The 25435-nt window shown below is 72.9% G+C and carries 30 protein-coding genes; 13 read left to right on the top strand and 17 right to left on the bottom strand.

Annotated features, from left to right (window positions below; all coding sequences use genetic code 11):
* Nucleotides 1-86: 86 nt before the first annotated feature.
* Together ACFPIJ_RS38400 and ACFPIJ_RS38405 are read left to right on the top strand one after the other, a co-directional pair.
* Complete coding sequence (locus ACFPIJ_RS38400; protein ID WP_380122874.1) at nt 87-1427, top strand: hypothetical protein; 1341 nt, start codon at nt 87-89, stop codon at nt 1425-1427.
* 173 nt (nt 1428-1600) lie between these two features.
* Nucleotides 1601-3898, top strand: a complete 2298-nt coding sequence (locus ACFPIJ_RS38405) for an ATP-binding protein (protein ID WP_380122876.1) — start codon at nt 1601-1603, stop codon at nt 3896-3898.
* Here ACFPIJ_RS38405 and ACFPIJ_RS38410 read toward each other — a convergent pair whose 3' ends face one another.
* From ACFPIJ_RS38410 to ACFPIJ_RS38420, 3 genes are all read right to left on the bottom strand, one after another.
* Nucleotides 3899-5506 (bottom strand): alpha/beta hydrolase family protein, encoded by a 1608-nt coding sequence (locus tag ACFPIJ_RS38410; protein WP_380122877.1) that lies wholly within the window; start codon nt 5504-5506, stop codon nt 3899-3901. It lies immediately after the preceding gene.
* Nucleotides 5507-5641: 135 nt separating this feature from the next.
* Complete coding sequence (locus tag ACFPIJ_RS38415) at nt 5642-6253, bottom strand: hypothetical protein (protein WP_380122879.1); 612 nt, start codon at nt 6251-6253, stop codon at nt 5642-5644.
* A gap of 38 nt (nt 6254-6291) precedes the next feature.
* Entirely contained in the window at nt 6292-6864 is a 573-nt protein-coding gene (locus ACFPIJ_RS38420; RefSeq protein WP_380122881.1) for a TetR/AcrR family transcriptional regulator, read from the bottom strand.
* Between the two features lie 84 nt (nt 6865-6948).
* Between ACFPIJ_RS38420 and ACFPIJ_RS38425 the strand changes: the two genes are divergently transcribed.
* Both ACFPIJ_RS38425 and ACFPIJ_RS38430 read left to right on the top strand, forming a co-directional pair.
* On the top strand, nt 6949-7368 hold the full coding sequence (locus ACFPIJ_RS38425; RefSeq protein WP_380122882.1) for a nuclear transport factor 2 family protein: 420 nt from the start codon (nt 6949-6951) through the stop codon (nt 7366-7368).
* Nucleotides 7369-7445: 77 nt separating this feature from the next.
* A complete protein-coding gene (locus ACFPIJ_RS38430; protein WP_380122884.1) occupies nt 7446-7880 on the top strand; it encodes a hypothetical protein in 435 nt (144 codons plus the stop codon).
* On the opposite strand, the gene ACFPIJ_RS38435 is transcribed toward ACFPIJ_RS38430, so the two are convergent.
* From ACFPIJ_RS38435 to ACFPIJ_RS38455, 5 genes are all read right to left on the bottom strand, one after another.
* Nucleotides 7862-8026, bottom strand: coding sequence for a hypothetical protein (locus tag ACFPIJ_RS38435; protein WP_380122886.1), 165 nt, complete (start codon nt 8024-8026; stop codon nt 7862-7864). The two genes, ACFPIJ_RS38430 and ACFPIJ_RS38435, sit on opposite strands and share 19 nt — an antisense overlap.
* 147 nt (nt 8027-8173) lie before the next feature.
* Nucleotides 8174-9133, bottom strand: coding sequence for a LacI family DNA-binding transcriptional regulator (locus ACFPIJ_RS38440; RefSeq protein WP_380122887.1), 960 nt, complete (start codon nt 9131-9133; stop codon nt 8174-8176).
* A 121-nt stretch (nt 9134-9254) separates the two neighbouring features.
* A complete protein-coding gene (locus tag ACFPIJ_RS38445; RefSeq protein ID WP_380122889.1) occupies nt 9255-9890 on the bottom strand; it encodes a TOPRIM nucleotidyl transferase/hydrolase domain-containing protein in 636 nt (211 codons plus the stop codon).
* Nucleotides 9891-9985: 95 nt separating this feature from the next.
* Nucleotides 9986-10804, bottom strand: a complete 819-nt coding sequence (locus tag ACFPIJ_RS38450) for a class I SAM-dependent methyltransferase (protein ID WP_380122891.1) — start codon at nt 10802-10804, stop codon at nt 9986-9988.
* Between the two features lie 5 nt (nt 10805-10809).
* Nucleotides 10810-11451, bottom strand: a complete 642-nt coding sequence (locus ACFPIJ_RS38455; RefSeq protein ID WP_380122893.1) for a TetR/AcrR family transcriptional regulator — start codon at nt 11449-11451, stop codon at nt 10810-10812.
* A gap of 58 nt (nt 11452-11509) precedes the next feature.
* Between ACFPIJ_RS38455 and ACFPIJ_RS38460 the strand changes: the two genes are divergently transcribed.
* Entirely contained in the window at nt 11510-12115 is a 606-nt protein-coding gene (locus tag ACFPIJ_RS38460) for an MBL fold metallo-hydrolase (RefSeq protein WP_380122894.1), read from the top strand.
* 16 nt (nt 12116-12131) lie between these two features.
* On the opposite strand, the gene ACFPIJ_RS38465 is transcribed toward ACFPIJ_RS38460, so the two are convergent.
* On the bottom strand, nt 12132-12803 hold the full coding sequence (locus ACFPIJ_RS38465; RefSeq protein ID WP_380122896.1) for a TetR family transcriptional regulator: 672 nt from the start codon (nt 12801-12803) through the stop codon (nt 12132-12134).
* Nucleotides 12804-13080: 277 nt separating this feature from the next.
* On the opposite strand from ACFPIJ_RS38465, the gene ACFPIJ_RS38470 reads away from it, so the two are divergent.
* Nucleotides 13081-13758, top strand: a complete 678-nt coding sequence (locus ACFPIJ_RS38470; protein ID WP_380122898.1) for a GOLPH3/VPS74 family protein — start codon at nt 13081-13083, stop codon at nt 13756-13758.
* Nucleotides 13759-13762: 4 nt separating this feature from the next.
* On the opposite strand, the gene ACFPIJ_RS38475 is transcribed toward ACFPIJ_RS38470, so the two are convergent.
* Nucleotides 13763-14221 carry a MarR family transcriptional regulator gene (locus ACFPIJ_RS38475; protein ID WP_380122900.1) on the bottom strand — a complete coding sequence of 153 codons (459 nt, stop codon included), beginning with the start codon at nt 14219-14221 and terminating at the stop codon, nt 13763-13765.
* Nucleotides 14222-14450: 229 nt separating this feature from the next.
* On the opposite strand from ACFPIJ_RS38475, the gene ACFPIJ_RS38480 reads away from it, so the two are divergent.
* Nucleotides 14451-15092, top strand: a complete 642-nt coding sequence (locus tag ACFPIJ_RS38480) for a hypothetical protein (RefSeq protein ID WP_380122902.1) — start codon at nt 14451-14453, stop codon at nt 15090-15092.
* On the opposite strand, the gene ACFPIJ_RS38485 is transcribed toward ACFPIJ_RS38480, so the two are convergent.
* Nucleotides 15080-16048, bottom strand: coding sequence for an aldo/keto reductase (locus tag ACFPIJ_RS38485; protein WP_380122903.1), 969 nt, complete (start codon nt 16046-16048; stop codon nt 15080-15082). The two genes, ACFPIJ_RS38480 and ACFPIJ_RS38485, sit on opposite strands and share 13 nt — an antisense overlap.
* 103 nt (nt 16049-16151) lie before the next feature.
* Here ACFPIJ_RS38485 and ACFPIJ_RS38490 point away from each other — a divergent pair, with 103 nt between their 5' ends.
* Both ACFPIJ_RS38490 and ACFPIJ_RS38495 read left to right on the top strand, forming a co-directional pair.
* On the top strand, nt 16152-17024 hold the full coding sequence (locus ACFPIJ_RS38490; protein ID WP_380122905.1) for an AraC family transcriptional regulator: 873 nt from the start codon (nt 16152-16154) through the stop codon (nt 17022-17024).
* A gap of 114 nt (nt 17025-17138) precedes the next feature.
* Nucleotides 17139-17831 (top strand): nucleoside/nucleotide kinase family protein, encoded by a 693-nt coding sequence (locus ACFPIJ_RS38495; RefSeq protein ID WP_380122907.1) that lies wholly within the window; start codon nt 17139-17141, stop codon nt 17829-17831.
* A gap of 44 nt (nt 17832-17875) precedes the next feature.
* Here ACFPIJ_RS38495 and ACFPIJ_RS38500 read toward each other — a convergent pair whose 3' ends face one another.
* Nucleotides 17876-18808, bottom strand: a complete 933-nt coding sequence (locus tag ACFPIJ_RS38500) for a LysR family transcriptional regulator (protein ID WP_380122908.1) — start codon at nt 18806-18808, stop codon at nt 17876-17878.
* 61 nt (nt 18809-18869) lie between these two features.
* Between ACFPIJ_RS38500 and ACFPIJ_RS38505 the strand changes: the two genes are divergently transcribed.
* Nucleotides 18870-19196 carry a DoxX family protein gene (locus tag ACFPIJ_RS38505; protein WP_380122910.1) on the top strand — a complete coding sequence of 109 codons (327 nt, stop codon included), beginning with the start codon at nt 18870-18872 and terminating at the stop codon, nt 19194-19196.
* On the opposite strand, the gene ACFPIJ_RS38510 is transcribed toward ACFPIJ_RS38505, so the two are convergent.
* Complete coding sequence (locus ACFPIJ_RS38510; protein WP_380122912.1) at nt 19185-19739, bottom strand: TetR/AcrR family transcriptional regulator; 555 nt, start codon at nt 19737-19739, stop codon at nt 19185-19187. The two genes, ACFPIJ_RS38505 and ACFPIJ_RS38510, sit on opposite strands and share 12 nt — an antisense overlap.
* Nucleotides 19740-19815: 76 nt before the next feature.
* On the opposite strand from ACFPIJ_RS38510, the gene ACFPIJ_RS38515 reads away from it, so the two are divergent.
* The gene (locus ACFPIJ_RS38515; RefSeq protein ID WP_380122914.1) at nt 19816-20769 is read left to right on the top strand and encodes an alpha/beta hydrolase; all 954 of its coding nucleotides are present in this window, start codon (nt 19816-19818) and stop codon (nt 20767-20769) included.
* On the opposite strand, the gene ACFPIJ_RS38520 is transcribed toward ACFPIJ_RS38515, so the two are convergent.
* The 3 genes from ACFPIJ_RS38520 to ACFPIJ_RS38530 all read right to left on the bottom strand — a co-directional run bounded on the left by ACFPIJ_RS38520 (nt 20766) and on the right by ACFPIJ_RS38530 (nt 22472).
* Complete coding sequence (locus tag ACFPIJ_RS38520; RefSeq protein WP_380122916.1) at nt 20766-21209, bottom strand: hypothetical protein; 444 nt, start codon at nt 21207-21209, stop codon at nt 20766-20768. The genes ACFPIJ_RS38515 and ACFPIJ_RS38520 overlap by 4 nt on opposite strands.
* Nucleotides 21210-21250: 41 nt before the next feature.
* Nucleotides 21251-21919 carry an MBL fold metallo-hydrolase gene (locus ACFPIJ_RS38525; protein WP_380122918.1) on the bottom strand — a complete coding sequence of 223 codons (669 nt, stop codon included), beginning with the start codon at nt 21917-21919 and terminating at the stop codon, nt 21251-21253.
* A gap of 79 nt (nt 21920-21998) precedes the next feature.
* The gene (locus ACFPIJ_RS38530) at nt 21999-22472 is read right to left on the bottom strand and encodes a winged helix-turn-helix transcriptional regulator (protein WP_380122920.1); all 474 of its coding nucleotides are present in this window, start codon (nt 22470-22472) and stop codon (nt 21999-22001) included.
* A gap of 88 nt (nt 22473-22560) precedes the next feature.
* Between ACFPIJ_RS38530 and ACFPIJ_RS38535 the strand changes: the two genes are divergently transcribed.
* Entirely contained in the window at nt 22561-23241 is a 681-nt protein-coding gene (locus ACFPIJ_RS38535; RefSeq protein ID WP_380122922.1) for a DUF899 domain-containing protein, read from the top strand.
* The gene (locus ACFPIJ_RS38540; RefSeq protein ID WP_380122924.1) at nt 23234-23626 is read left to right on the top strand and encodes a PPOX class F420-dependent oxidoreductase; all 393 of its coding nucleotides are present in this window, start codon (nt 23234-23236) and stop codon (nt 23624-23626) included. Before ACFPIJ_RS38535 ends, ACFPIJ_RS38540 begins: the two co-directional genes overlap by 8 nt.
* On the opposite strand, the gene ACFPIJ_RS38545 is transcribed toward ACFPIJ_RS38540, so the two are convergent.
* Nucleotides 23586-25427 (bottom strand): hypothetical protein, encoded by a 1842-nt coding sequence (locus tag ACFPIJ_RS38545; RefSeq protein WP_380122926.1) that lies wholly within the window; start codon nt 25425-25427, stop codon nt 23586-23588. The two genes, ACFPIJ_RS38540 and ACFPIJ_RS38545, sit on opposite strands and share 41 nt — an antisense overlap.
* Nucleotides 25428-25435 lie beyond the last annotated feature (8 nt).

The raw sequence follows: 25435 nt of genomic DNA on the forward strand, positions 1-25435 counted from the left end.
GCTCACCCGAAGGGATGAGCTTTGCTCCAGGGCCATGCTCACGCCGCGGGCTCATGCACATGCATCTGAACCTGTACGGTGCTCGCGTGACGACGCCGCCCTCCCCCGCCGGACCGAACCCGGACTTTCCGGCGTGGGGCCCACCGAACACCCCCGCACCGGGCATGCCGACGTCCGGCATACCGGTGTCCGGCACGCCTATGTCCGGTCCGCCCACTTCCGGTTTTCCCGCGTCCGGGCCGCCCACCTCCGGCATTCCCGGGTACGGTCCGCCCACCTCCGGCTTCCCCGCGTCCGGGCCGCCCACGTCCGGCATTCCCGGGTACGGGCCACCGGACCCGTTCGGGACGCCGCCCGCCGGTGCTCCCAACTGGGTGGGGCCGCCCACCGGTGCCATCGGCGGCGGACCGGGCACCGGGTGGCCGAGCGGTGATCGGGCCCCGTCCGGCCTGCCCGGGAGGTCGCGGAACAAGCTCATCGTCGGCGTGGTCGCCGTCGTGCTCCTGCTGGTGTGCGGAGTCGGTGGGGTTGCCGCGTTCGTCAGCGGTGACTCCGACAAGAAGCCGGCCGCCGCGGGTGCGACCGGCGGTGCGTCGGCGAGCCCGACGCCGAGCAAGGCGCCGGAGCCGATGACCGCCACCGCATACCAGTCGCTCCTGACCGAGGTCGACGGGCTGATCGGGCCGGCGTGGCAGAAGGTCGCCGCGGCGAAGAACCAGGCGGCGACGACCGAGGCCGTGCAGGCGCTGGCCGACGCGGTCAAGACGAGCGCGCCCCGGTTCGCGTCCCTGACCCCGCCGAAGGAGGCGGCCGCCGGCCACGAGCAGATCAAGCGGGCGTTCAACTCCTTGAGCAGCGACTTCAGCACGCTGGCCGGGTCCGCGAAGTCGGGCGAGATCTGCGCCGGTTCCTCGGCGGTCGCCCAGGTGACCAGCTTGCCGTCGGCGGGCCTCCTCCGGGAGGCGGCCAAGGCGTTCGGGTCCGCCTTCACGTTCGGCGCGTGGCTGCCGGCGCCGGTCGCCCAGCAGACCCGCACGCTGGCGAACGGCACCATGGTGAAGAAGGGGACCCTCAACGGCTCGGGCGAATTCACGATCAACAACAGCGGCAGCGACACTGACGTCGCCGTGAGCCTCGTCCCGAACGGTGCCAAGGTCGCGGCCTTCACGGTCTTCGTCTCGGCCGGCAAGACGTACAAGGTCAAGAAGGTCAAGGACGGCAGCTACCAGGTGTACATGAGCACCGGCGTCGACTGGGACCCGGGCGTCGCGGGGTTCACCCGCTCCTGCGAGTTCGAGAAGTTTGCTGACGTCTTCGAGTTCACGACGACGAGCCGGCAGTACACCACCTGGGAGATCACCCTGAAGGCCAGCGTCGGCGGCAACGCCGACACCGACCCGGTCAACCCCGGCGACTTCCCGCAGTAGTCCCCGACGACGGCGTACAACGGCCCGCGGAGCACGGATACCGCACGCCGGTGTACGCCGTCGTCCGTGAATGGACGGAATCGGGATCTGGGCGGCGCCTGCCTCCGCATCATGTGGCGCAGGGTCACGGTCGTCGGCGCCCGTGGCTGGAGCCGTCTCATCGTCCCCTGGGAGTGGATGACACCGGCTGGTCGCACACCGCGGTGGCCGAGTACTTCACCGGCAAGACGCTGCCGCCGACGGACCGGTTCGACGTCCTCGTCGACCTGCTGGGGGCCGGTCCGGCCGAGCGGGGCGCCCTGGCCACCGCCCGCGACCGCGTCCACGAGCAGCGCCGCGACGAGTCACGCCCGCCCGAGCCGCCGGCCACGTCCGGTGGCGCCCTGGTGCCACGGCAGCTGCCGCCCGCGGTGCACCAGTTCAGCGGCCGGTGCCCGGAGCTTGCCGAGCTGACCGACCTGGTTGCCCGGACCTCGGCGACCGGGCCGGTCACGGTCACGATCACCGGCACCGCCGGGATCGGCAAGACCGCCCTCGCGCTGCACTGGGCGCATCGGATGGCCGGCCGGTACCCCGACGGCCAGCTGTACCTCGACCTGCGTGGCTTCGACCCCAGCGCAGCGGCGATGCCGGCCGGGGAGGCCCTGAGCCAGCTGATCGACGCGATCGGCGTGCCGCCGCAACGCATCCCGCCGGATCTGGCGGCACGGGCGGCGCTGCCGCGCACCGCCCTGGCCGGCCGGCGGATGCTCATCGTCCTGGACAACGCCCGCGACAGCGCCCAGACCCGCCCGCTGCTGCCCGGCACTCCGGGCTGCCTGGTGGTGGTGACCAGCCGCAACCAGCTGCCCGGTCTGGTGGCCGCGACCGGCGCACATCCCGTGACGCTCGACCTGTTGCGCCCGAACGAGGCCACCGAGCTGCTCCTGCGCCGCGTCGGAGCGCACCGGGCGCAGGTCGAGCCGGCGGCGGTCGATGACATCGTGGCCCGCTGCGTCGGGCTGCCGCTCGCCCTCGCGCTGGTCGCCGCCCGCGCCGCCACCCGGCCACGGGCCACGCTGGCGTCCCTCGCCACTGAACTGCGCGACGCCCGTACCCCACTCGACGCCCTGGACATCGACGAGCCGGACGGCGCCGTCCGGTCGGTGTTCTGGTGGTCGTACCGCGCGTTGCGACCCGCCGCGGCCCGGCTGTTCCGGCTGCTCGGTCTGCACCCCGGCGGCAGCGTCTCGGTGTGGACCGCCGCCGGCCTGGCCGGGCTGCCGGTGGCCGGGACGCAGCCGCTGCTCGCCGAACTGGTCCGGGCAAACCTCCTGACGGAACACACCGGCGGCCGGTACCGCCTGCACGACCTGCTGCGGGCGTACGCGACGGAACGGGCAGCGGCCGAGGAACCGGATGGGCAGCGGGCCGCCGCCGTACACCGGATGCTCGAGCACTACCTGCACACCGCGCACCACGCCGACGTGCTCCTGGGCGCCCAGCGGGAGGAGCTGGTCCTCGACCGGCGCGAGCCCGAGGTCGAGCCCGTCGCGAACCGCCGGGCAGCGCTGGAATGGTTCACCACCGAGCAGCCCGTCCTGTTGCATGCCGTGCCGCTTGCCGTGGCCGCCGGACTCGACGCCACGGCGACGCGGTTGGCCTGGACGCTGACCACCTTTCTCGACTGGCGCGGGCACTGGACGGCGCTGGTCGAGGTCCAGCAGGCCGCGCTGGCCGCCGCCGAGCGGATCGGCGACCTGGCGTTCCAGGCGCACGCGCGGCGCGGCCTCGCCCGGGCGTACACCCGCACCGGCCGCTACGCCGCGGCCCACCGGCACCTCGCCGCGGCCCTGGAGCTGACCCGCCGATGCGGCGACCCGGTCGGGCAGGGGCAGGTCCACCTCAGCATCGCGCTGGTCCTGGAACGGGAGGGGCGGCACACCGAGGCGCTCGACCACGCCCGCCACGGGTTCGAGGCGTTCGGGACGGTCGACAACGGCCGGTGGAAGGCTCGCGCACTGAACGTGGTCGGCTGGTATCACGCCCTGCTCGGCGACCATGCCCGGGCGCTGACCTCCTGCCGTGCGGCGCTGGACCTGCTCCAGGACTTCGAGACCCTTGCCGATCACGTCTACACCTGGGACAGCATCGGTTTCGCCCTGTGCCACCTGAACCAGTTCGACGAGGCCATCGCCGCCTACCGGGAGGCCCTCCGGCGCGGCCGGGACCTCGGCGACCGGCACGTCGAGGCGATGATCCTCGACCATCTCGGCGACGCACACCGCGCCGCCGGCGCCGTCGACGAGGCCCGGGCCGTCTGGCAGCGGGCCGCCGGCCTGCTCGACGAACTGCACCTGCCGGACGACCTCCAACAGGTCCACGCCCGGCTGGCATCCATCGGACCGCCGCCAGTCGCGGCGACGCGGTTGACCTTGGACAATCTGACTGGTCCCAGGCAGTCAGATTGTCCAAGGTCAACCGCGCGGTGATCAGACGAAGGCCAGAGCCACCACCACCGCGACGATCGCCAGCGCGGCGGTCACCGATGCCGGGCTCGGCGCGACGACGGCCGTGGCGAGCACGAACGCGGCGAGACCGGTCAGGACGAGCAGGAGCACTGGCGACAGCCGGGACATCCTGCCGAGCAGCCCGCCGTCGCTGTCGACCAGCCCGTCCGGGCGGTCCGCCCGGCCCGTGGTGATGTAGGCGGCGACGTTCCGGCGACGTTCCGGGGTCGCGAGCGGTGCGCCGTGCCCGCCGGAGAAGAACGGCCATTGGATCGCGGGCGGCGCGTCGAGCTCAGCGAACCCGCCGAACCCGCCGTTTCCGACATCGTGCATCCGGAGGCCCCGCAGCCCCTGGGCGAGCAGGGCCACCGGAATGTCGCGATTGCCGCGGTCACTGCGGATCTGGCCGATGCGAGGCGACCGGCGCAGGTCGCGCAGGTAGGCGTGCCATGGAAAGGTGGCCGGGAGCACGCTGCCGGCGAGGTATACGCGACGGAAACGCACGGCGGGCACCGTCTGCAACGCCCGGCCGAGCAGATACGTGCCGTTGCTGTGACCGACGAAGTGGAAGTTCGCCGTCGGCTGCTGGGCCACCTCCCCCGAGTACTGGTCCAGGAACCAGCGCACCTTGCGCCGCCGGGTGACCGGGAACGCGAAGGCCAGCGCCGAGAAGTACCGGTAGTTCGGCGTCACCACCCGCCACTGGGCGCCGGTGTCCTCCACCAGCTGGCTGACCTCGCGCACCCAGCCATGGACACCGGCCCGGATCCCGTGGACGACGAAGACGACCTCGGTGGCCTCCTGCGTGACCGGCGGCGGCGTCGTCGGGTCCGGCGCCCCGAGGATGTAGGAGCGCAGCAGCAGGTAGCGGTTGTCGCGGTCCGGCCCGGCGACGTCGAGCACGTCGAAGTGTGCCGCGTCGGCCACCTCGACGTGCGCGGCGCGGGGAAACTGCTCGATGTCCCGGCTGTCCTCGCGCCGCACCAGCCGGTCCGACGCGCCGAGGAACTGCACGACGAACGGCTGCCGGTCGGGGTGCTCCGCCAGGTGCCGCATCCAGGTGAGGCGCAGGTCGGTGACGAACGGCGCCCCGGCCAGCGCGTCCTTCCACGCGAAGTTGAAGGGCGAGGCCAGCGAGATCACCAGCTTCTCGGCGAGCAGTCGCGGACTGCGGCGGCCGGACTCCCACCGGGTCGAGAAGCCCCGGTTGATGCCCGCCATGAGCACGATCCGGGTCACCTTCGCCGCCCACGGGCGGAGCGCGTCACCGGAGAACGCGCCGCAGCCGTCGAGCCAGGCCCACCGCACCACCAGTGCGCCCAGGCTGCTGCCGAACAGGATGATCTCGTCGTACGGGCTGTCCCGCGCGGTTGCGGCGGCGTCGAGCTCGGCCAGATGCGCGGACAGGTTGCTGGCGTAGCCCTCCAGGGTCCTGCCCCGGGAGTACTTCCCGAGGTGACGGCCGGCGGCCGGCCAGGACAGAAACGTGTCGCCCTGACACTCCGGCTCGGTCTCCAGCCGCGCCTTCAGACCCTCCCACAGCAGCCGGGAGCCGGTGATCGCGGGCACGTACAGGAACAACCGACGCATACGCGCATGGTCGACCCATTACGGAGCGTTGTCAGTCCAGTACCTGACGCGCCTGCCGCTCGTCAATCAGCGTCATCGAGGACCGCGAGCGGCAGGGACGCCGGTTCATCGATGCCGGCCGCGCGGGACGCTGTGTCAGGAGCAGTCGAACCGGTAGTCGAACGGACGCTCGGCGCAGGTTGCGCAGACGAACACGTAGATGCCGCCGACGTCGCCGAGCATCAAGCCGGCCGGGTTCTGGATGCACCGCCATGGATGGTCATCAGCGGCGCCGAACCCCCAACCGGCCATCAACGGGCGGTCCTGCAGCGGGATCCACCGTTTCTCGTCACCTCGGCTGAACTCCCAGCTGGCCACGGTGAGAAGGTGATCCATCCGTGCGCCGCAGCCGCAGACCGGCCAGTCCGGCACCTGGGTCCAGCCGGGATAGCCGCCCACCTTCGTGCCGGATGCGACCGACAGGTCACTGTCGTAGTGCCAACCGGTGTCCCGCTCGACCGCGGCGATGTCGTCCCGGATCTGCGACCGGACCGTCTCGGGCAGGTCGTGGCTCGGGTACTCGGTGACCCGTTCGGGGTGCAGCACGCACGGATCGGGCACATACCAGGGGTCGGCCTCCTCGTCCGGCTCGGGCATCGCCTGTCGCCGGTCACCGATCTCCGCGCGGCTGCGCCACCGCAGTTCCGGCCGGGGCGAACTCCACGGCTGGTGATCGAACGGGCACCACAGCACCTGCAGCACGTCCATGCCGGCCGGGACCGCCGGGCGGTCCCGCCCGCGAGCACCTACTCCGGCGGCGGGGTGGTCAGGCTTTGGAAGCACGGGCGCAGCAGGTCGATGATCTGCTCGGGTGAGGCGTCCGCGAGGTGCGTGAGGCGCAGCAGGTACCGCTCGGCGATCACGCCGTGGACGATGGCGCTGAGCAGGCTCGCGCGCAGGTCGGCGTCGGGCGTCGGGATCGCCTCGGTGAGCTGGTTGAGCTGGGGTTCCGCGGCGGCCCGGTAGCGGTCGGCGGCGTCGGCGTTGGTGAGCACCGAGCGCAGGACCGCCAGGGAGGCCGTCGGCTCGCCGGTCAGGCGCCGACCCAGCGACGTGAGCAGCGCCTCGGCCACCTCGCCCGAGGTGCCGGCGGGCAGCTCGTCGGCGGGCACCTCGACGGCGCGGGCGAAGAGCAGGTCCTTGCTGCCGAAGTAGTGCATGACCAGACCGGCGTCGACACCGGCAGCGGATGCCACGGCCCGGATGGTGGTCCGGTCGTAGCCGAGCTCGGCGAAGATCTCGCGGGCCGCGGTGAGGATCCGCGCTTCGCTCTGGCGACGCTGCTGCGCTCTGGTCGGGCGGGCGCTCGGTTCGGTCACGGGTTCATTCTACGGCCGTTGACCGACGGCCCTCTTCGTTCTACACTCGTTCAATCAACAAGCGTTGAACGAAAGGAGGCGGCGGTGACCCTCACGTCACGCGAAGCCGTCGAACAGCTCCTGCGCGCGAGCCGGGAGCAGGACACCGAACGGTTCGTCAACCTGCTGGCGCCCGACGCCTTCATCGAGTGGCCGTTCCGGCCGGCCGGCGTCCCGGGCCGGGTGCAGGGCCGCGACCAGATCCGCGAGTTCCTGACCACGCAGGCCAACGGCCTCGTCACGTTCGACGAGTACCGCAAGACGGTGATCCACGAGACCACCGACCCGGAGGTGGTGATCGTCGAGTACGAGGCGCACGGCACCGTGATCCCCACCGGCGCACCGCTGCACCAGACGATCATTGCCGTGCTCCGGATCAGGGACGGCCTGGTCGTGTCGTACCGCGACTACCTCAACCCGCTGGTCCTGGCCGAAGTCCTGGCGAGCGTCAGCTCCGTGCGATGAACGCCCCCGCGCCGGCTCGGACTGACGGCGCAGACCCGGTTCGGCTCACCGCCATCGGTACGGTTAGCGTGCCGTCGATGAGTGACCAGCCGACCGCTCGGCAGCTGCTGACCCTTGCCCGCGCGGGCGACCTCGAGCCGATCCTGCACCTGTGCGACCTGGACGGCGACGGCGACGTCCTCGCCGACAAGTGGCTCACCGTCGCCGCCGACTTCGGTCACGACGACGCCGACGACCTGATCGACGACGCGCTGCAGGTGTCGTCGCTGCGCTACGACGACGACGGTTCCCTGACGGGCGAGGTCCACTTCGAGCTCGGCGTGGCCTACCTGACCGGCGGCGACGGCCTCCCCGTGGACCCCGAACTGTCCCGGCGGCACCTCACCGCCGCGGCGGACGCCCGTTACCCGGCGGGCATCCAGGGCGGCGACGACGTGGTCGAGCACACCCGCGCCGCGCTGACCGGCGGGGACCGGTCGCTCTTCGACGAGATCTACCCGCCCGCGACGTGACCGGCGACGCCCGCCGGCGCGGTTGACCCGACCTGCTGCAGCGTGGTCGGGTCGATGCTCCACGCCGCCGCGACCCGCATGACGGTGCCCTCGCTGATGTTCCAGTCGTCCTCGGTCATCGCCGGGACGCCGAGATCGGTCTCCACGGCAGTGGGCGGCCCGTGCTGCTCGAACGTGCCGGGCCCAGGTCAGCGTCGCTGACAGTGTGGGCGACGCGGACGCCGGTAGTTCCCCACGTGCCCGTCACGTACATCCGGCCCTGGAACACGTGGATCTCGACCCAGCTCATGCGATCAGCTGGATCCCCGCAGGGTGAGGGTGGTCGGCAGGCGGCCCGGCGGGGGCAGCGCCGGGTCGAGCAGCCGGCGGATCGCCGACTCCGCCTCCTCCTCGACGGGCATGTAGACCGACGACAGGTCCGCGGCCTCGGCCAGGGCGCTGCCGTCGAAGCTGACGACGGCGACGTCGTGGCCGACCCGCCGGCCCGCCTCGCGCAGCGCCTGCAGGACCCCCATCGCGGACACGTCGCAGGCGGCGAACACCGCGTCGAGCTCCGGGTCCCGGGCCAGCAGCTCCTTCGCGGCCGCATACGCCCGGGCGCGGGTGAAGTCGCCGTCGATCGACGCGACGGGCTGGGCCGCGCCGGCCATCACCCGCAGGAAGCCGGCCTTGCGCTCCAGCGCGCACGGGGTCGGCGGCCCGAACACCGCGCCGATACGGCGCCGGCCGGTGGTGACGAGATGGTCCGCGGCCTGGTGCCCGCCGCCGTCGTTGTCGGGGGCGACGAACGGGATGCCGGGCGCCGTCTCACCCAGCGCGATCGTGCGGTTGCGGCGCAGCCGGGATGCCGCCGCGGCCGGCATGTTGATGAGGACCTGCCCGAACGGCGGGTCCTCATCGCCCGCCGGTGGGGTCGCGACCCGCCTGACCTGCAGCGCCACGTCCTGACCGGCGAGGGCCCGCAGCGCTCCGGTCAGCACCCGGCCGTAATACGGCTTGACGCTCAGCGCGTCGGGATCGGGGTCGACGATGAGGACCTCGATGCGCTCCACCGGACCCGCCGTCATCCGGCCGGTCGCCAGCGCCCGCGCCGCGGCGTGCGGCTGGAAGCCGAGCTCCTCGGCGGCGTCACGGACCCGCCGGCGCACCGCTTCGGTCGTGCCGGGCAGACCGTTCATCGCCCGCGACGCGGTGGCCCGGGACACGCCGGCCACGCGCGCCACGTCGGCGAGTTTGGGACGCTGGATCTCCACGCAGGTAAACGTAGCCGCCACCACCGACAAAACAAGGGACCGCGTTGGTCGGCGGCGGCGCCAGGGCAACCCGGCACCATGACTCCATGGATCGGCGTCGCTATCGCGCTGCTCGCCGGCATCATCGGGGTGCCGCTGGCCCTCGGCCTGTTCCGGAACCGATGACCGCGGCCAGCAGCCCGTCGAGCGGTCCCGGCACGGCGTCGCGGGCCGCGGCCGCCTCCACCAGCAGGCTCGCGTAGCGCAGCTTGCGCCGCGAGCCAGCGCCCAGGAACCGCCGCAGCTGCGCCGGCACAGGCTGGTCCCGCCACGCCGGCTGCCGTTGCATGGAGCGCAGCGACCCGAGGTCGCCCTGGGCGTCGAAGAGCGTCTCGACGCCCGCGACGCCCACCGCCCGGATCAGCTCGTCCTCCAGGTCGTCGACGCAGACGTACACGCCGAGCGGTGCCGACGACGCCGCGGCCAGTCCGCGCCGGAACAGGTGCTCCTCCCGCAGGTCGCACAGTCCGGCCAGGCGCACCGGACCCAGCGTGGGCACCAGGCGGCCGATCGCGTGCGCGCCGCCGATCGGCACCACCACGACCCGCTCCGCGTCGAGGTCCCGGCCGCGGGCGGCGGCGGCCGTCTCCACCGCGATCTGGTCGCTGATGCCCTCCACGAGCACCAGCGTCGTGGCACCGCCGGCCTTGGCGAGGGCGCGGGCGGTGGCGCGCAGCGGGGCGTCGGGCCCGTGCGGGTACCCTGCGAGCTCGGCCACCGCGCCTCAGCCTCCGGTGCCCACGACGACCACAGTGAGCGCGGCGGCGAATCGTCGCATGTCACCCCCTGCCATCCGACCAGACGTCGATGACGTTACATCCGGAATGTGCCCTCATCGAGGAGTTTCCGGCCCCATGCCGAGATCATCGGTGAGGTGGCGAGGTCGAGCCGCCCCGCCGCGACGTTGTCCAGGTGCTCGTCGATCTCGCCGTCGGTGGCCAGGCCGGCGGCGAGGAGGCGGTCGCGGATCTGCCGCACCGTGGCCGCCTCCAGCGCCGCGCAGGCGCCGCCGGTGATCGGGAAGTAGGCGTCGGCCGCGATGTCGGCCAGGCCGGCGGCGCGCAGCAGCCGGGGCAGGGTCCGCCCGTAGGACAGGTCCACGCCGCGCTCGGCCATCAGGGTGCGGAAGCCGTGCTTGAGCCGGTTCGCCAGCTGCTGCGCCGGGCCCGACTCGTCGGGGCAGACGAGCGGCTGCAGCGCCGGGTCGGCCTCCTCCAGCAGCAACCAACCGCCGGGGCGCAGCGCTTCGATCATCGCGGTGAGGGCCGCGGCGCGCTGCGGGACGTGCACGAGGACCAGCCTCGCGTGGACGAGGTCGAACCCGTCCCCGGGTGGCGGTTCGGCGCCGACGTCGTGGCGGAGGATGTCGTACCCGGTGCCGGCCGCCGTCCAGGTGACGTCGATGTCGGTGGCCAGGACGTGTCCCGACGGTCCGACGCGCCCGGCGAGCCAGGCCGGCACGCTCGCGCCGCCCGCGCCGACCTCCCAGCACCGCCAGCCCTCGGCGATGCCGAGCGCGTCGATGTGCCGGAACGTGGAGGGGTCGAACAGCGCCGCCAGGGCGTCGAAGCGGGCACCGGCCTCCGCCTGCCGGTTGTCCAGGAGATACCCGCGCTCGTCGCCGTTGTCCATACGCATCAGCGTAGGAGCTGGGTCTGCAGGGCGCGGGTCAGCCAGTCCTGGAACTGCGCCGGGGTCCACTGCCGCTGGTGGACCAGCCGGTGGTACAGCAGCGGATCGTTGTGCAGCCACAGGATGTCGGCGGCCGTCGACACGCTCAGCCCGTCCCGCAGCGCGCCGAGGCGCCGCAACAGGGTGGCGGGTCGTCGCATGGCCGAGAGCCGCTGCTGCTCGAGGTGGTCGAGCAGCACGCGGGCCTCCGGTTCGGACTCGGCCGCGCCGGCCAGCGCCACGTGCAGCGTTGCCGTGCGTCCCTGGATCCCGGTGACCATCGCCGCGAACCCGGCGAGCATCCGCGCCGCGTCGGGCTCCGCTTCGAGGGCCTTGACCACCGCCCGCTCGCGCAGCGGCATCGGCTCGTCGTCGCCCGCGACAGCCTGGTCGTAGGCGAGCTTGAGCAGCTCCACCTTGCCGCCGACCGACGTGAACACGGTCTTGCGGCTGACGCCGGCGGCCGCCGCGATCGCGTCGATCGTGGTCGCGGCGTATCCGTTGCCGGCGAACAGCTCCGCCGCGGCCGCGACGATCTGCGCGCGGGTGCGCTGGGCCTGCGCCGCCCGCAGGTCCGACCGGTACGACCGCTTGCCGTCCTCACTCATTTCGCGTTACCTTCGGTGTAACGAATACCTCGACGGTGTCATTGAATCGGAGCGTACCATGATCCACACGGTGGTCACCCCGGTCCATCTTCCCGCCGGCATCGCCGGACCGGAGCCGATGGACTTCGACGTGCGGTGCTTCCTGGTCCCCCACGCCACCGGGGTGACCCTCGTCGACACCGGCCTGCCGCACACCGTGGCGTCGATCGCGGAGCAGCTCGCCGGACTCGGCGCCGGCTGGAGCGACGTGACCGACGTGGTGCTCACCCACCACCACCCCGACCACACCGGCGGACTGCCCGCGGTCACCGGCCTCGCGCCCCAGGCCACCGTGTGGGCCGGCGCCGGGGACGCGTTCCCCGTCCCGGCAGGACCGGCGCGGGACGGCGCGACGATCCGCGGGCTCCGCGTGGTGGCCACCCCCGGCCACACCGCCGGGCATCTGAGCCTACTGAGCACCGACGACGGCGTGCTGCTCATCGGCGACCTGGCCGGCACCGACGGCGGCGGGCTGGTCCGAGCGCCGGCCGCGTTCACCGCCGACCCGGCGGAGGCCGAGCGCTCGCTGCGTGCGGTGAGCCGGCTCGACTTCGCCGACCTGTTCCCGTCCCACGGCGCCCCGGCCGACGCCCAGGCCCTGCGGGAGCTCCTCGACCGGCGATAACGCTCAACCGGCGGCCTCACCTGCGGCTGGAGATGCCCGCGAGGATCAGGTCGATGCCGGCGAGGAACTGGTCGCGGTCGTCGTGGTCACGCAGCTGGCCCGCGACGCCGCGGGTGAACGGGTACTCGTCCGCGTCGAGGCTCGCCCACACCGCCGCCGCGGCCTCGAGGACCGCGGTGCGGTCCGTGCCCGGTTCCTGCGAGCGGGCGAGCGCCGCGTTCTGCTCCGCGACGCCGAGGATGTAGTGCAGCACCGCGGACGCGGCCGTGAACTGCGCCGCGGCGGGCACGCCGAGGGCCTGCACCTGCCGGCCGACGCGTTCGAAGATCCGCAGCAGCGCCGGCTGCGCGGGCGTGCGGGACAGCTGGGTGCCGGCCCACGGGTGCACGTCGATCGCGTCGAACACGCCGAGCGCGACCGCCCGGATGGCCTCCCGCGGCGTCTCGTCGGCGACGTCGGGCACCGTTGCGGGGATGAGCACGGCGTCGGTGGCGGCGGCGAGCAGCTCGCTCTTGTTCGCCACGTGCCAGTAGATCGCGCCGGACCCGGTCTTCAGACGGGTGGCGAGCGCGCGGAACGTCAGCCCGCCCTCACCGGTCTCGTCGAGCAGCTCGACGGCGGCGGCGACGATCCGCTCCCGGGACAGCGCGTCCTCGCGCCGTTCCGGGCTCCGCGTCCTGGCTGCCATGCACCGCATCCTGCCACAATCTGGAACACCGTTCCACGGGACCGTCACGCGCGCCTGGCGAGCCGCCACGCGCACAGCAGGACCGCGATGGGCAGCGGGATCACCGGCCACCATCGCCAGCACGAACGCCAGGGCGGACCCGGCCACGCCGGCGAGCAGCAACGGCCCGCCGCTCGTCCCGCGTTCGTAGTGGGCCGCCGGTGCTCCACCATGCAACCCCCGCAGCTCGATGGACTCGCGACGGTACCGAATGACGGCAACGACTATCGTGGGGATCATGAGCAACGGCCTGGCTGACGACTTCCTGCTGCTGGCGCTCGACGACCGGGGCACGAACCTGGTCGGCGATCCCGGCCTCGACTACGGCCTCGCCGGCGCGGTGCTGCTGGATCTGATGCTGGCCGGGCGGCTCGGCCTCGCCGACGGGCGGGTGGTGGTGACCGACCCGGCGCCGGTCGACGACCCGGTTGCGGACGCGGTGCTGACCCGTGTCGTCAAGGAGGCCACGCCACGCAAGCCCGACGCGTGGATCCAGCCGCTCACCGACGGCCTGCGGGCCAAGGTGCTCGAGCGGCAGGTCGAGGCCGGGGTGCTGCGCGTCGAGCGGGACAAGGTGCTGTGGGTCTTCCCGCGCACCAGGTACGCGTCGGCGACCGGCGCCGAACCCGTCGCGGAGACCGCGGTGCGGCGGGAGCTGACGGCGGCGGTCGACGGAACCGGCGCGGTGCCGGCCCGGACCGCGGCGCTGCTGGGCCTGGCGCAGGCGGTCGGCCTGGCCGGCAAGCTGTTCCCCGGTCACGACAAGCCGCACCTGCGGGCGCGGCTGGACGAGATCGCCGAAGGGAACTGGGCGGCCGAGGCGGTGCGCCAGGCGATCGCCCAGATCCAGGCGGTCATCGCGTCGATGGCGGCGATGACCGCGGCCACGGTGGTCATCACCACCGCCGCCGGCTGACGCCTCACCCGGCGGTGTTGCGGATCATCCTCCGCAGCACGGTCAGCGCCGTGACGTAGTCGGCGTCGTCGATGCCGTCGTGGATCAGGGCGCGGATGGCCGGTGCGTGCCGTTTCAGGCCGGCGCGGGCCTCGTCGCCCGCCTCGGTGATCCACAGCCGGTCGTCGCCGTCGCGGGTGAGCCAGCCGCGCTCCAGCAGGACCGCCGACTCGGCCTCGAGGTCGTCCTCGGACCTGAGGTAGGTGCGCATCGCGTGCCGGAGCTCGGGAACGGTCATGCCGTGGCCGTCGGTGGACAGGTCGTGCTTCGACAGGTTGCGCAGCAGCCAGTACTGCGGCTGCGTGAACCCGAGCTCGGCCTGCCGCGCGCGGGTGAAGGCGATGAGCGACTCGTAGGCCACGCCGGTCCAGAAGGCGGCGGGCTGGTCCACGAGTTCGGCGTCGGTCAGATACTCCACGGTCATGTGTGCTCCCCCTGTGCTGATGCGGACACCGGAACCGTAGAACCTCAAGTTTTGTTGAGGTCAACCGCGCGTCATCGCAGATCGCCCAGGACGTCGGCCAGCAGCTCGCGGACGGCGGGGTGGGGCTCGCGGAGCAGCGCGAGCCGGTCCGCGACACCCCCGGATCTGCCTTGATCCATCAACCGGCGGTCTGGCACGATGCGGCGACGCGCTATCCGGGGGAGAATCCGTGTCCGACGCCGCAACCCAGTTCGTGCTGGTCCGCTCGCGCTGGCGGGCCGGCCTCCCGCTCGCCGTGACGGTGCTGTTCCGCGCGCTCATCGTGGCGTACGCGGTGCTGCTGGGCGCCGAAGGCCCCTACCTGCTCCTCGTGATCGGGGTGTTCGGGCTGACCGGCGTCATCGGCCTGATCGCGCTCATCGCGACGCTCACCTCACCGCCGGCCGCGCTGAGCGCCGACGGGCTCCGGGTGCGCGCCGAGGCCATCTCGCCGGGCCTGACGGACATCGCCTGGTCCGACGTCCGCGAGGCGTGGTTCGCGTACTACGGCAGCCAGCGCAGCCTCGGCGTGCTCGCCGGGACGCGGGAGCGGGCGTACGTGACGCCGATCCCCGACGGCACGATCGACCCGGCGGAGGTCGCCGCGGCCGTGCACGAGCTCAGCGGCGGCCTGGTCACCGTCGCCGACACTCCCCCGGCCCGCCCGCAGACCGGCTCGGCGATGTTCCGGCGCAGCGGCTACGGCCGGGAACGCAGGACGTCGCTGCTGATCGCCGTCCTGTCCTGGGTGGCGATCCTGGCGCTGCTGCCGTGGCTGCTGGACACGCCGCAGCCGTGGGACCAGTCCTGGTGGCCCGGCTACCACCAGTAGTTGTCCTGCGGCGTGTAGGGCGCCTCGAGCGCGGCGATCTCGCTGTCGGTCAGTGCAAGGCCGAGCGCCGCCACGGCGTCCCGCAGGTGGTGCGGCCTGGTGGCGCCCACGATCGGGCAGGAGACGACCGGTCTGCTCAGCACCCAGGCGAGGGCGACCTGCGCCATCGGCACGTCGCGGGCCTCGGCGACCCGCTGGATCGCGTCGACGACCGGCTGGTCGACGTCGCGGTCGAACGCCCGGGCCACGGCGTCGGACGATGACCGGGTGGTCTGCGCGCCCCACGGTCGCGCGGCCCGCCCCTTCGCGAGGGGCGAGTAGGGGGTGAGGCCGACGCCCTGGTCGAGGCACATCGGGATCATCTCCCGCTCCTCCTCGCGTTTGAGGACGTTGTACTGGTCCTGCATGGCCGCGAACGGGGTCCAGCCGCCCAGCGCCGCGACGTGCTGGAGCTTGGCGAACTGCCAGGCCCACATGGACGAGGCGCCGAGGTAGCGGACCTTGCCCGTCTGCACCAGCGTGTGCAGCGCGGCCATGGTCTCCTCGGCCGGCGTGTCGGGGTCGAAGCGGTGGATGTAGTAGACGTCGATGTAGTCGGTGCCGAGCCGGCGCAGCGACGCGTCGGCCTGTTCCAGGACGGCTTTGCGGGACAGGCCGCTCCCGCCCGGCCCGCCGTGCATCTTCCCGCTGACCTTGGTCGCCAGCACGATGTCCTCGCGCCGGGCGAACCGGGCGATCGCGCGGCCGACGAACTCCTCGGAGGAGCCGCCCTGGTAGACGTTCGCGGTGTCCCAGAACGTGACGCCGAGCTCGACGGCCTGGCGGAAGTACGGTGCCGCGGCGTCCTCGTCCAGGGTCCATCGGTGCATGCCGGCGGCGGCGTCGCCGTAGCTCATGCAGCCGAGCCCGATCCGGCTCACCCGCAGACCGGTCCGGCCCAGCCGCGTGTACTCCACCGTCATGCTCCTTCGTGACCAGACAGAACCCGGCTCAGGATGTCGGGTGGCGCCGGTCCGCGCCCGCTTAGCGTGGTGATCGCACACAGGAAGGATACCGAGGATGCTGGACCGGCTGAACGCGGCGATGGAGCACATCGAGCTGCATCTCGACGGGGAGATCGACCTCGCCGACCTCACGCAGATCGTGGTGACGTCGGAGTACCACCTGCGGCGGCTGTTCGCCTCCCTCGCGGGGATGCCGCTGTCGGAGTACGTCCGGCGGCGGCGGATGACCGTCGCCGGGGCGGAGGTCCTCGCCGGCCGGGAGACGTTGCTCGACATCGCGGTCCGCTACGGGTACAGCTCCGGCGAGGCGTTCGCCCGCGCGTTCCGCGCCGTGCACGGCGTCGGGCCCGGCGAGGCCCGCCGGGTCGGTGCGGCGCTGCACTCACAGCCTCGGATGTCCTTCCGCCTCATCGTCGAAGGGAGCAGCAGCATGCGATACCAGATCGTGCACCGGGACGAGTTCCGGGTCGTGGGCAGGAAGGCCCGCGTCCCCCTCGTCCACGAAGGCGTCAACCCGGCGATCGCCGCGTTCATCCGCGGCATCGGGCAGGAGGAACTGCACCGGATCGAGGCCCTGTCCGACGCCGAACCCGACGGCATCGTCAGCGCGAGCGTCAACATCGCCGAAGGCCGGGCCGAGGGCACGGAACTGGACTACTACCACGGGGTGGCGACGACCGGCCCCGCGCCCGCCGACCTGGACAGCCTCGACGTCGGCAAAGGGACGTGGGCGGTGTTCGACAGTTCCGGCCCGTTCCCGCAGGCGTTGCAGCACCTGTGGCGGGACGTGTTCACGGAGTGGTTCCCGTCCAACCCGTACCAGAGCCGGCCCGGACCCGAGCTCCTGCGGGTGCGGCTGAACGCCGACGCCACCGAGGCCGAGGCGCAGCTGTGGATCCCGGTGGAGCCCGCCGCCCAGGTGCGGTGAACGGTCGGCCGGCGACCGCGTGTGTTTGCAGTCGGCCGGCGACCGCGTGTGTTTGCAGTCGGCCGGCGACCGCGTCTGCTTGCGGTCGGCCGGGTGGCGCGGCACGCTGGGTCGGTGGGCGAGCCAACCTCTGAGAGCGGACAGGCGCGGCAGCAGGTCATCGACGGGTTGGCCGTCCGGATCCTCGGGTTGCGGCTGGGTCACCCGGCCCGGGTGGGGATCGACGGTCACTCCGCGGCCGGCAAGACGACCCTGGCCGACGACCTGGCCGCCACCCTGCGGGCGAGGACGGCGCGGCCCGTGCTCCGGGTCATGGTCGATCACTTCAAACGGCACGTCGATCGGCGCACGCAGTATCCGCCCGGTTCGCCGGAGAGCTACTACGTCGAGATGTTCGACGTGGACGCCATCCGCGATGAGCTGTTGGTGCCGCTCGGGCCCGGCGGAGACCGCCGGTACCGCACCCAGATCATGGACTTCAGCGGACGTACGCCGATCGACTCCGGGGTCCAGGTGGCCCCGGACGACGCGATCCTCGTCGCGGACGGTGGCTTCCTGCAGAAGCCGGCCCTGGCACCGCACTGGGACCTGTGCGTGTATCTGCACATCGAGGTGGCGGATGTGCTGGCCCGCGGCACGGCCCGCGACCAGGAGTGGATGGACTCGGCCGAGGCCGCCGCCGAGCGCTACCGCAGCTACTACATTCCCGGCGAGGAGCTGTACCTGGCCGAGGTCCGGCCCGCCGAACGGGCGGACATCGTCATCGACAACCGGAACTTCGACGCACCCCGAGTCATCAGCACCTGAGGTCCGCTTACGCCGGCTCGCTGTATCTCGACGTGACGCCGCCGTCAGACGGGTCGTAGACCCTCCTCGGTGGCGGCCGGGCGTGGCGATCCGGTCGCGTGCCGGCAGCAGCCGACGAAGTCCTGGACGACCGGGTCGTGGTCGGCGGCCGGTGGCCAGGCGACGCCGACCCGGCTGGGGCTGACACCGCGGACCGGCCGGTACGTGACACCGGGGCGGGCGTAGAACCGGGCCGCCGATGCGGGTGCGAGGGCGACGCCGTCGCCGTTGGCGATCGCCTGCAGCCAGTCGTCGGGCTGGTCGGTGACCGCGCCGATGCGCGGCGGGTGGCCGTCGCGTTCGCCGGTGGCGAGCCAGTAGTCCCGCCACGGCCCGGTCCCGGCGGGGGCGGCGACGAACGGCTCGCCCCACAGGTCCTCGAACGGGATCTCGTCGTGGACCGCCAGCGGGTGCGCGGCGGGCAGAGCGACCCAGCGCGGTTCGGTGATGAGCACCCGCACGCGGAATCCGCTGGAGCCGGGGAACGGCAGGCGCAGCAGCGCGGCGTCGACGTCGCCGTCGGCGAGCCCGGCGGTCGGGTCGGACCAGGACGCCTGCCGCATGGTGACGTGCCAGTCCGGCCGGAGCCGGCCGAACCGCGCGACGATCTCCTGGGTCGCCTCGTTGGCGGCGTTGGCGAGGAACCCGACGCGCAGGACGCGGTCCGCGCGCCGGGCCGCGGCCTTCGTCTCCCGCAGCGCGTCAGCGCAGGCGGTGAGCGCGGCCGGCGCCCGCGCGGCGAGGGCCCGGCCGGCGTCGGTGAGCGCCATCCCGTCGTGCGACCGGGTGAACAGGCGCACGCCGAGCTGGGTCTCCAGCTGTTTGATCTGCTTGCTGAGGGCCGGTTGGGACACGAACAGCCGCTCGGCGGCGCGGGTCAGGTTCGCCTCGTCGGCGACCGTGAGGAAGTACCGCAGCAGCCGGGTGTCGACGTCCATGCCGTCAGGTTATCGATGCGGGTATTGGACCGCCGCGTTCCGGCCGGTCGAGGGTGGAGGCATGGTCATCATGTCCGTCGTGACGGCGGCGCTCACCATCGCCGCAGCCGCCGCCGACTTCGTCCGTCCACAGTGGATCCTGGCGAACATGTCCCGGTACGGGGTGCCGCACGCGTGGTTGCCCGTTCTCGGGGCGGTGAAGGCGGCCGGCGGCCTGGGCCTGCTGGCCGGTCTGGCCGTGCCGGCGCTCGGCCTGGCCGCCGCGGCCGGTCTGGTGCTGTACTTCCTGGGCGCGGTCGGCACCGTCGTGCGGGCGCGCTGCTGGTCGCACCTGCCGTCGCCGGGCCTGTTCCTCGCGCTCTCCATCGGCTGCGCCCTAACTGCGTAGCACCATGGCGACCAGCGCGTCCACGTCCGCGTCGACCATGGGCTCGCCGGTCATGCCCAGCCGGTGCAGCAGCGTGCCGACGACGACGTCGATGAGGAACAGGACCCGTTGCTCCGGCTCGCCGAGCGTGTCCTGCAGGGCCAGGCGGTACGGGTCCTGCAGTTGCGTGGCGAGGATCCGGCGCAGGGCCGGGTCGTTGACGGCGTCGGTGAACACGCCCGCGAAGGCCGCGCCGATCCCGGGTTCGCCGATCTTCGCCGCGATCCAGCGGATGGCGGCCGACAGGATCTCCTCCCGGTCCGCGCCGTCCAGCGGTGCGGGTCCGAACGCGTCGACGAGGCACGCGGTGATGAGCGCCCCTTTGGACGGCCAGCGGCGGTACACCGTCGTCTTGGCGATGCCGGCCGCGGCGGCGATGCGGTCGACGGTGGCGTGCGCGTAGCCGACCTCGTGAACCGTGCGCAGCGTCGCGGCGAAGACGGTCGCGTCGACACCGGCTCGGGGACGGCCGGGTGTGCGAGCCGGGACGGTTGGTCGGGCCATGGACACAGCATACCGAGTTATGCTACTTCTAGTATCGATACTTCAAGTAGCGTAATTTGATTGAACAGGAGAAGCCATGACCGCTCCCCTCGGCATCCGGCTGCTGCAGACCCTGCGCAAGGAGCCCGACTGGTCGACCATGCCGGACGACGAACTGGCGGCGTTCCGCGAGGCCGAGAACCGCCGGCGCGCCTCCGCCCTGATCCGGGTCGTCACCGGCTTCCCGTCCCGCGGGGTCACCATCGGCTGGGAGCCCTTTGCGCTGCCCGATCGTTCGCTCCAGATCCGGGTGTACCGCCCGGCGCAGACCCACGCCCGCCTCCCGCTCGTGGTGCACGTCCACGGCGGCGGGTTCGTCGGCACGGCCGTGCAGAGCGACTGGGTCAACAGCTACCTCGCCGCGCAACTGCCCGCCGTGGTCGTCTCGGTCGAGCACCGGCTGCTCGCCCCGGGGGTGCCGCTGTCGGCGGCCGTCGACGACGGCTGGGACGTCCTGCGCCACGTCGTGGCGGACCCCGAGCGGTGGGGCATCGACCCGGCGCGGGTCGCGGTCTTCGGGGAGAGCGCCGGGTCGGTGGTCGCCGCCCTGTCCGCGATCCGGGCCCGCGACTCGGGTCTGGCCCTGCGGGCGCAGGTGCTCATCAACCCGTGCGTCGACCTGACCGCCACCGCGTTCGACTACGCCTCGATGCGCGAGCACGCTGACAGCCCCACGCTCACCGTGCCGCAGCTGCACCTGTTCCGCCGGCTGGCCGTGCCGTCAGGCGCCGACGCCCGCGCGGTCTCGCCCCTGTACGCCGACAGCCTGAGCGCACTGGCTCCCGCGCTGGTGGTGGTGCCGACCCTCGACCCGGTCGCCGACCACGGCCGCGCCTACGCCCGACGGCTACGCGAGGCGGGCACGCCGACGCAACTGACCGAACACCCGGGCACGACGCACGCGTTCCTCAGCATGCCGGGCGTGGTCCCGCAGGCGAAGGCCGCGCGGGCCGAGATCACCGGCTTCCTGCACGGCCGCCTCACGGCTTAACGAAGCCGCGCCCGGTGACCGTTCACGAACGGCGCCACGACAGGATCGTTGAGCAGCAGGAAGTCCACCATGTCCCAGAACTCCGGCAGCAGCGGACTCTGCAACGCGGCGGGACGGTCCAGCTTGGTGCCGAACAACGGGTTGTCGCCGAGCACCTCACCGCCGGTGGTCAGCGAACACATCGGCTGGTCGTGGCCCTCGATCGCGCCCCACCGGCAGCCGAACGTGACGTGGTCGCTCAGGTCCTCGGTGTCCCACGTGCCGATGACGATGTCGAAGTACACCTCGCCGCCCTCGGCGTGGTGATAACAGCTGGCGTAGAACACCGCGCGCGCCACGCCGTCACGGTTCAGCCGCGACCAGGTCCGGTCGACCGTGGACTCGCAACACTGGCACGGGAACTGGCGCACCTGGCGCTCGCCGCTGAAGGTGAGGTCCATGACCGGACATAGTCACAGAACGGCGCCCGCACCGCCAGGCGTCACGCGGACGTCAGGTCGCGGAACCGGTCCGCGGCGGCCGCGGTGACCGCGCGGCCGTGGCCGAACACGGCCACCTCGAAGCGCAGCTCCGCCAGCCGCGCGACGCTCGCGTCGGCCGCGGCGGCGTCGGCGGTCATCAGCCGCGGCGTGCGGCGGACCTTCGTGCCGGCCCCGCCCGCCGCGTCACCGGCGAACAGCACGCCACCGTCGCGGTCCAGCAGAAACGACACGTGCCCCGCAGTGTGCCCGGGCGTGTGCACGGCGGTGAACCCGGGCACCGAGAACGGCCCGTCGGCGGCCAGCACCTCGTCGACCGGGGCGGGCTCGGGCGCGCCGGTCAACAGCTTGGTGACCCGCTGGAGCGGGGTCAGCGGCATCGGCGCCGCGCCGGTGATGATCGGCGCGTCGAGGGCGTGCGCGACGGTCCGGGCGCCCGACGCCCGCCGGATGTGGGCGGCGCCGCCGGTGTGGTCGGCGTGCCAGTGGGTGAGCAGGACGGCCCGCACGTCCCCGACCGTGCGCCGGGCCTCGTGCAACGCCTGCTCGACCTTCGCCGAGCGGCGCGGCAGCCCCGTGTCCACCAGCACCACACCGTCGTCGACCACGACGAGATGCGCGTGCACGAACGCGATGCCGATCTCGAACACGCCATCGACCACCTGCCGCACAGCGCTCATCCTAAGGCCTGTTTTCCAGTCCGGTTGGTGTCCGGGTATGTCGCAGTCCGGGGTGTGCGTCTCGTCGTACCTATGTATGAACCACGACGTCCTCCGCGGCCCCAGGGCCCGGCAGGACGTCGACGTCGGTGGCGCGCATCGGCTGGCCGCAGTGCGAGCAGTGCAGTTCGACGTGGGCGATCTCGCCGCACGCGTGGTGCCGGTACAGCACCGGCGGCCCGGCCTGGCCCGCGGTAAAGCGGTCGCCCCAGGCGACCATCACCAGCAGCAGGTCGCACAGCTCCTGCCCCTTCACGGTCAGCGTGTACTCGTGCCGCGGCGGCCGGTCGTTGTACTGCCGGCGCTCCAGCACGCCCTGCTCGACCAGCCACGCGAGGCGCTGGGCCAGAACCTTGCGGGAGATGCCGAGGTCGTCCTGCAGCTGGTCGAAGCGGTTGATGCCGACATACACGTCGCGCAGGATCAGCGGCGACCACGGTTCACCGATGACGTCGAGGGTACGAGCGATGGAGCACGCCATTTCGGCGAACTGCGTGCGTTGCATACCGCGAGAATAGCCGACTGGGTTCCCTTAAGGAACGCTCTGCGATAGGGTTCCCTCAAGGAACGAACCCAACCAGCCGGAGGTCGCCGTGCAACGCCCACAGGTCGTCTCGCCGCAGGAGTGGCAGGCGGCGCGAGACGCGCTGCTGGTCAAGGAGAAGGAACTCACCCACGCCCTCGACCGGCTCGCCGCGGAGCGACGGCGGCTGCCGATGGTGGCCCTCGACCCGTCCTACCGGTTCGTGGCACCGGACGGCACCGAGGTCGGCCTCACCGACCTGTTCGACGGCCGCCGGCAGCTGGTCATCTACCACTTCATGCGGGAACCCGGCCACGACCACCTGTGCCCCGGCTGCAGCACCTTCACCGACAACCTCGCCGAGCACACGCAGGCACACCTCGGCGCCCGCGACACCCGGCTGATCCTCATGTCCCGCGCCCCGCAGGAGGAGATCGAACCGGTGCGCCGCCGGATGGGCTGGACCGTGCCCTGGTACTCCTGCCACGGCACCACCTTCCACGAGGACCTGCGCATCGACGGCTTCGCGCTGAGCGTCCTGCTGCACGACGACAGCGGCGAGGTCTTCCGCACCTATGCCACCACCGGCCGCGGCGTGGACCGGCTGCGCCTGGACTTCAACCTGCTGGACCTGACGCCGTACGGGCGGCAGGAGGCCTGGGAGGACTCGCCCGACGGCTGGCCGCAGACCCCGACGATGCAGTGGCTGCGCCCCCACGACGAGTACGCGGCCGGAGCCCACCATGGCTGAACTTCCCGCCGACGTCGCGCGGCTGGTCGACGACGTCAACTACGCCCACATCGCGACGCTGCTGCCGGACGGCTCGCCGCACGCCGTGCCGGTCTGGGTCGACCGCGAGGGCGACCGGATCGCCGTGCTGACCGGACCGGGGTCGCGCAAGGCCCGCAACCTCGCCCGCGACCCGCGGGTCGCCATCTCCATCATCGACCAGGCCCAGCCCAACGCCACCGCCCTCATCCGCGGCCATGTCACCGAGGTGCTCGACGACGACGACGCCTGGCGGATCATCGACCGCATCTCCCACAAGTACACCGGCGGTCCCTACCCGCTGCGCACCGACCGGGTCGTGCTCCTCATCGAACCGACCCACGCCCAGGCGCCGACGTTCGGCTGAGTGCGCGCCGGGCCGCGTCGCGGAGCCGGTCATCGGGATGCGGGATCTCGACCGGCCAGCTCGTCGCGCTGAGCACCCGGCGCGGCGAGTCACGGAATTCACGGACCCGGTCGGCGGCCGCCGCCGTTTCGAATGCCGCGAGCGTTTCCATTGCGGCCAGGTGTACGGGCACCGCCACGTCACCCACCGCGCCCAGGGCCGCCCCGAGGAGCATGGCCGCGGTGGCGGTGTCGCCGGTGATACGCCCGTACGCGGCGGCGGCGCGCACCCGGGTCCAGTCGTAGCTGCCGTCGAGCATCGGCGCGACCAGGTCGGCGAGGGGCGCGGCGGCGGTCGCGGCGCGGGCGACCTCGCCGAGGTACCACGGCGGCATCCGGCCCGTCGTGAGCACCTCGCGCAACACGTCGAGCGCGCCGGCCGGCGGGTGGCCGAGCAGGAGCCACGACGCGGCGGCGGTCGCCCGTCGCATCTCGTCCGGGGCGAGCACCCCGTCCTGGGCGCGCATCGCCTCGGCGAGCGCGGCCGTGACCGTGGGGTCGTCGGCCGCGCCCGGGACGTCACTGAGCAGCCGGACGATGACGACGGCGGCCGTGCCCCGTCCGGCGAGCGCGAGGAGCTCCGGCAGCAGCCGCGCGGCGTCCTCCGGGCTCAGCGACTGGACCAGCGCGATCGCGTCATTCCCCTCGGCGGTGGCGAGGGCGGCCCGGACCGCCGCCACGGGGCGGTTCCTGGAAGGAAGGACAGCCAGGACCCCGGCGGGCAGCGGCCCGGCGTCCGGCGGCACCGCGTCGAACCGGGCCAGGCAGCGCAGCGCCACCGGCGGCACCCGCTCGTCCGCGTGCCCGGCCGCCACGGTCAACGCCCGGCGGGTGACCTCGGGCAGGGCCGGCAGCGCGGACACGGCGAGCTCCAGGTCCACGACCCGCTGCCACAGTCCCTTGTCGTGGTGCGGCAGCGCGCGGGTGAGCAGCTGCACCGTCAGCTCGTCCCGGTCCCGCCAGGTGCCGTGCAGTTGCGCCGCTAGGGCGGAGCCGTGACCGTCGTGGTCGCCGGCGTCGATCCATCGCTCCGCCACCGCGAACCCGGTGTCCGGCTCCTCGACGAGGAGTTCGGTGATCCGCTCGGCCCGGTCATCGCTGCGCGGCCGGTCCCCGCATGCCGCGACGACCTCGACGGCCGGCGGGGGATAGGGCGGGCCGCTGCGGCGCATCGACAACACGGCGGCGGTCAGCCGTACCCCGTCGGAACTGTCGGAAAGCGCGGCCCGCAGGCGCGGTTCGGGAGCCGGGTGGTGCGCCGCGAGCGCGGCCAGTGCCTCGGCGCGCACGTCGACGTCGGGGTCGCCGGCCTCGAGCGCGGTCAGTTCGGCGACCACGGTGTCGGGCAGTGGCAGCGGGACCGCCGCGGCCAGTCGGGCATACCGGGCGCGCATCGTGGCGTCGGCGTGCCGCGCGGTGGACAGCAGGTCCACTACGGCGGCCGCGCTCGCCTCGACAACGGCCATGGCCACGGGGTCCGCGAGGTCTCCGGCCGGCCGGTCGGCGATGTCGGCGAGCAGCCGCAGCACCCGCGCCGGGTCCGCGCCGTGCAGCGCCGCGTGTGCCAGGAACGGCACGGCCGCCGCCGTGGCCGGGTAGACGCTGCCCTGGTGCCAGACGGTGCCGTAGAGCTCATCGAAGGCGTCGCCGGTCTCGTCCGGGTTGTAGAGGGCGCGGACCAGGTCCGGCACGTCCTCCGCCGGGCCGTACGCGTGGGTCAGGGCAGTCCAGTCGACGGTGTCGAGCTCGTCGGGCGTTCGCACGGCTCGTA

The organism is Dactylosporangium cerinum (assembly GCF_042653625.1).
In the GTDB taxonomy this organism is placed as follows: Bacteria; Actinomycetota; Actinomycetes; order Mycobacteriales; family Micromonosporaceae; genus Dactylosporangium; species Dactylosporangium cerinum.

Bases quoted from the DNA above. Each gene is read 5' to 3' on its own strand.
- ACFPIJ_RS38410 (WP_380122877.1), bottom strand. From the start codon at position 5,506: ATGCGTCGGTTGTTCCTGTACGTGCCCGCGATCACCGGCTCCCGGCTG.
- ACFPIJ_RS38415 (WP_380122879.1), bottom strand. From the start codon at position 6,253: ATGGACGTGCTGCAGGTGCTGTGGTGCCCGTTCGATCACCAGCCGTGG.
- ACFPIJ_RS38430 (WP_380122884.1), top strand. From the start codon at position 7,446: ATGAGTGACCAGCCGACCGCTCGGCAGCTGCTGACCCTTGCCCGCGCG.
- ACFPIJ_RS38450 (WP_380122891.1), bottom strand. From the start codon at position 10,804: ATGGACAACGGCGACGAGCGCGGGTATCTCCTGGACAACCGGCAGGCG.
- ACFPIJ_RS38455 (WP_380122893.1), bottom strand. From the start codon at position 11,451: ATGAGTGAGGACGGCAAGCGGTCGTACCGGTCGGACCTGCGGGCGGCG.
- ACFPIJ_RS38460 (WP_380122894.1), top strand. From the start codon at position 11,510: ATGATCCACACGGTGGTCACCCCGGTCCATCTTCCCGCCGGCATCGCC.
- ACFPIJ_RS38465 (WP_380122896.1), bottom strand. From the start codon at position 12,803: ATGGCAGCCAGGACGCGGAGCCCGGAACGGCGCGAGGACGCGCTGTCC.
- ACFPIJ_RS38470 (WP_380122898.1), top strand. From the start codon at position 13,081: ATGAGCAACGGCCTGGCTGACGACTTCCTGCTGCTGGCGCTCGACGAC.
- ACFPIJ_RS38475 (WP_380122900.1), bottom strand. From the start codon at position 14,221: ATGACCGTGGAGTATCTGACCGACGCCGAACTCGTGGACCAGCCCGCC.
- ACFPIJ_RS38490 (WP_380122905.1), top strand. From the start codon at position 16,152: ATGCTGGACCGGCTGAACGCGGCGATGGAGCACATCGAGCTGCATCTC.
- ACFPIJ_RS38500 (WP_380122908.1), bottom strand. From the start codon at position 18,808: ATGGACGTCGACACCCGGCTGCTGCGGTACTTCCTCACGGTCGCCGAC.
- ACFPIJ_RS38505 (WP_380122910.1), top strand. From the start codon at position 18,870: ATGGTCATCATGTCCGTCGTGACGGCGGCGCTCACCATCGCCGCAGCC.
- ACFPIJ_RS38510 (WP_380122912.1), bottom strand. From the start codon at position 19,739: ATGGCCCGACCAACCGTCCCGGCTCGCACACCCGGCCGTCCCCGAGCC.
- ACFPIJ_RS38515 (WP_380122914.1), top strand. From the start codon at position 19,816: ATGACCGCTCCCCTCGGCATCCGGCTGCTGCAGACCCTGCGCAAGGAG.
- ACFPIJ_RS38520 (WP_380122916.1), bottom strand. From the start codon at position 21,209: ATGGACCTCACCTTCAGCGGCGAGCGCCAGGTGCGCCAGTTCCCGTGC.
- ACFPIJ_RS38530 (WP_380122920.1), bottom strand. From the start codon at position 22,472: ATGCAACGCACGCAGTTCGCCGAAATGGCGTGCTCCATCGCTCGTACC.
- ACFPIJ_RS38540 (WP_380122924.1), top strand. From the start codon at position 23,234: ATGGCTGAACTTCCCGCCGACGTCGCGCGGCTGGTCGACGACGTCAAC.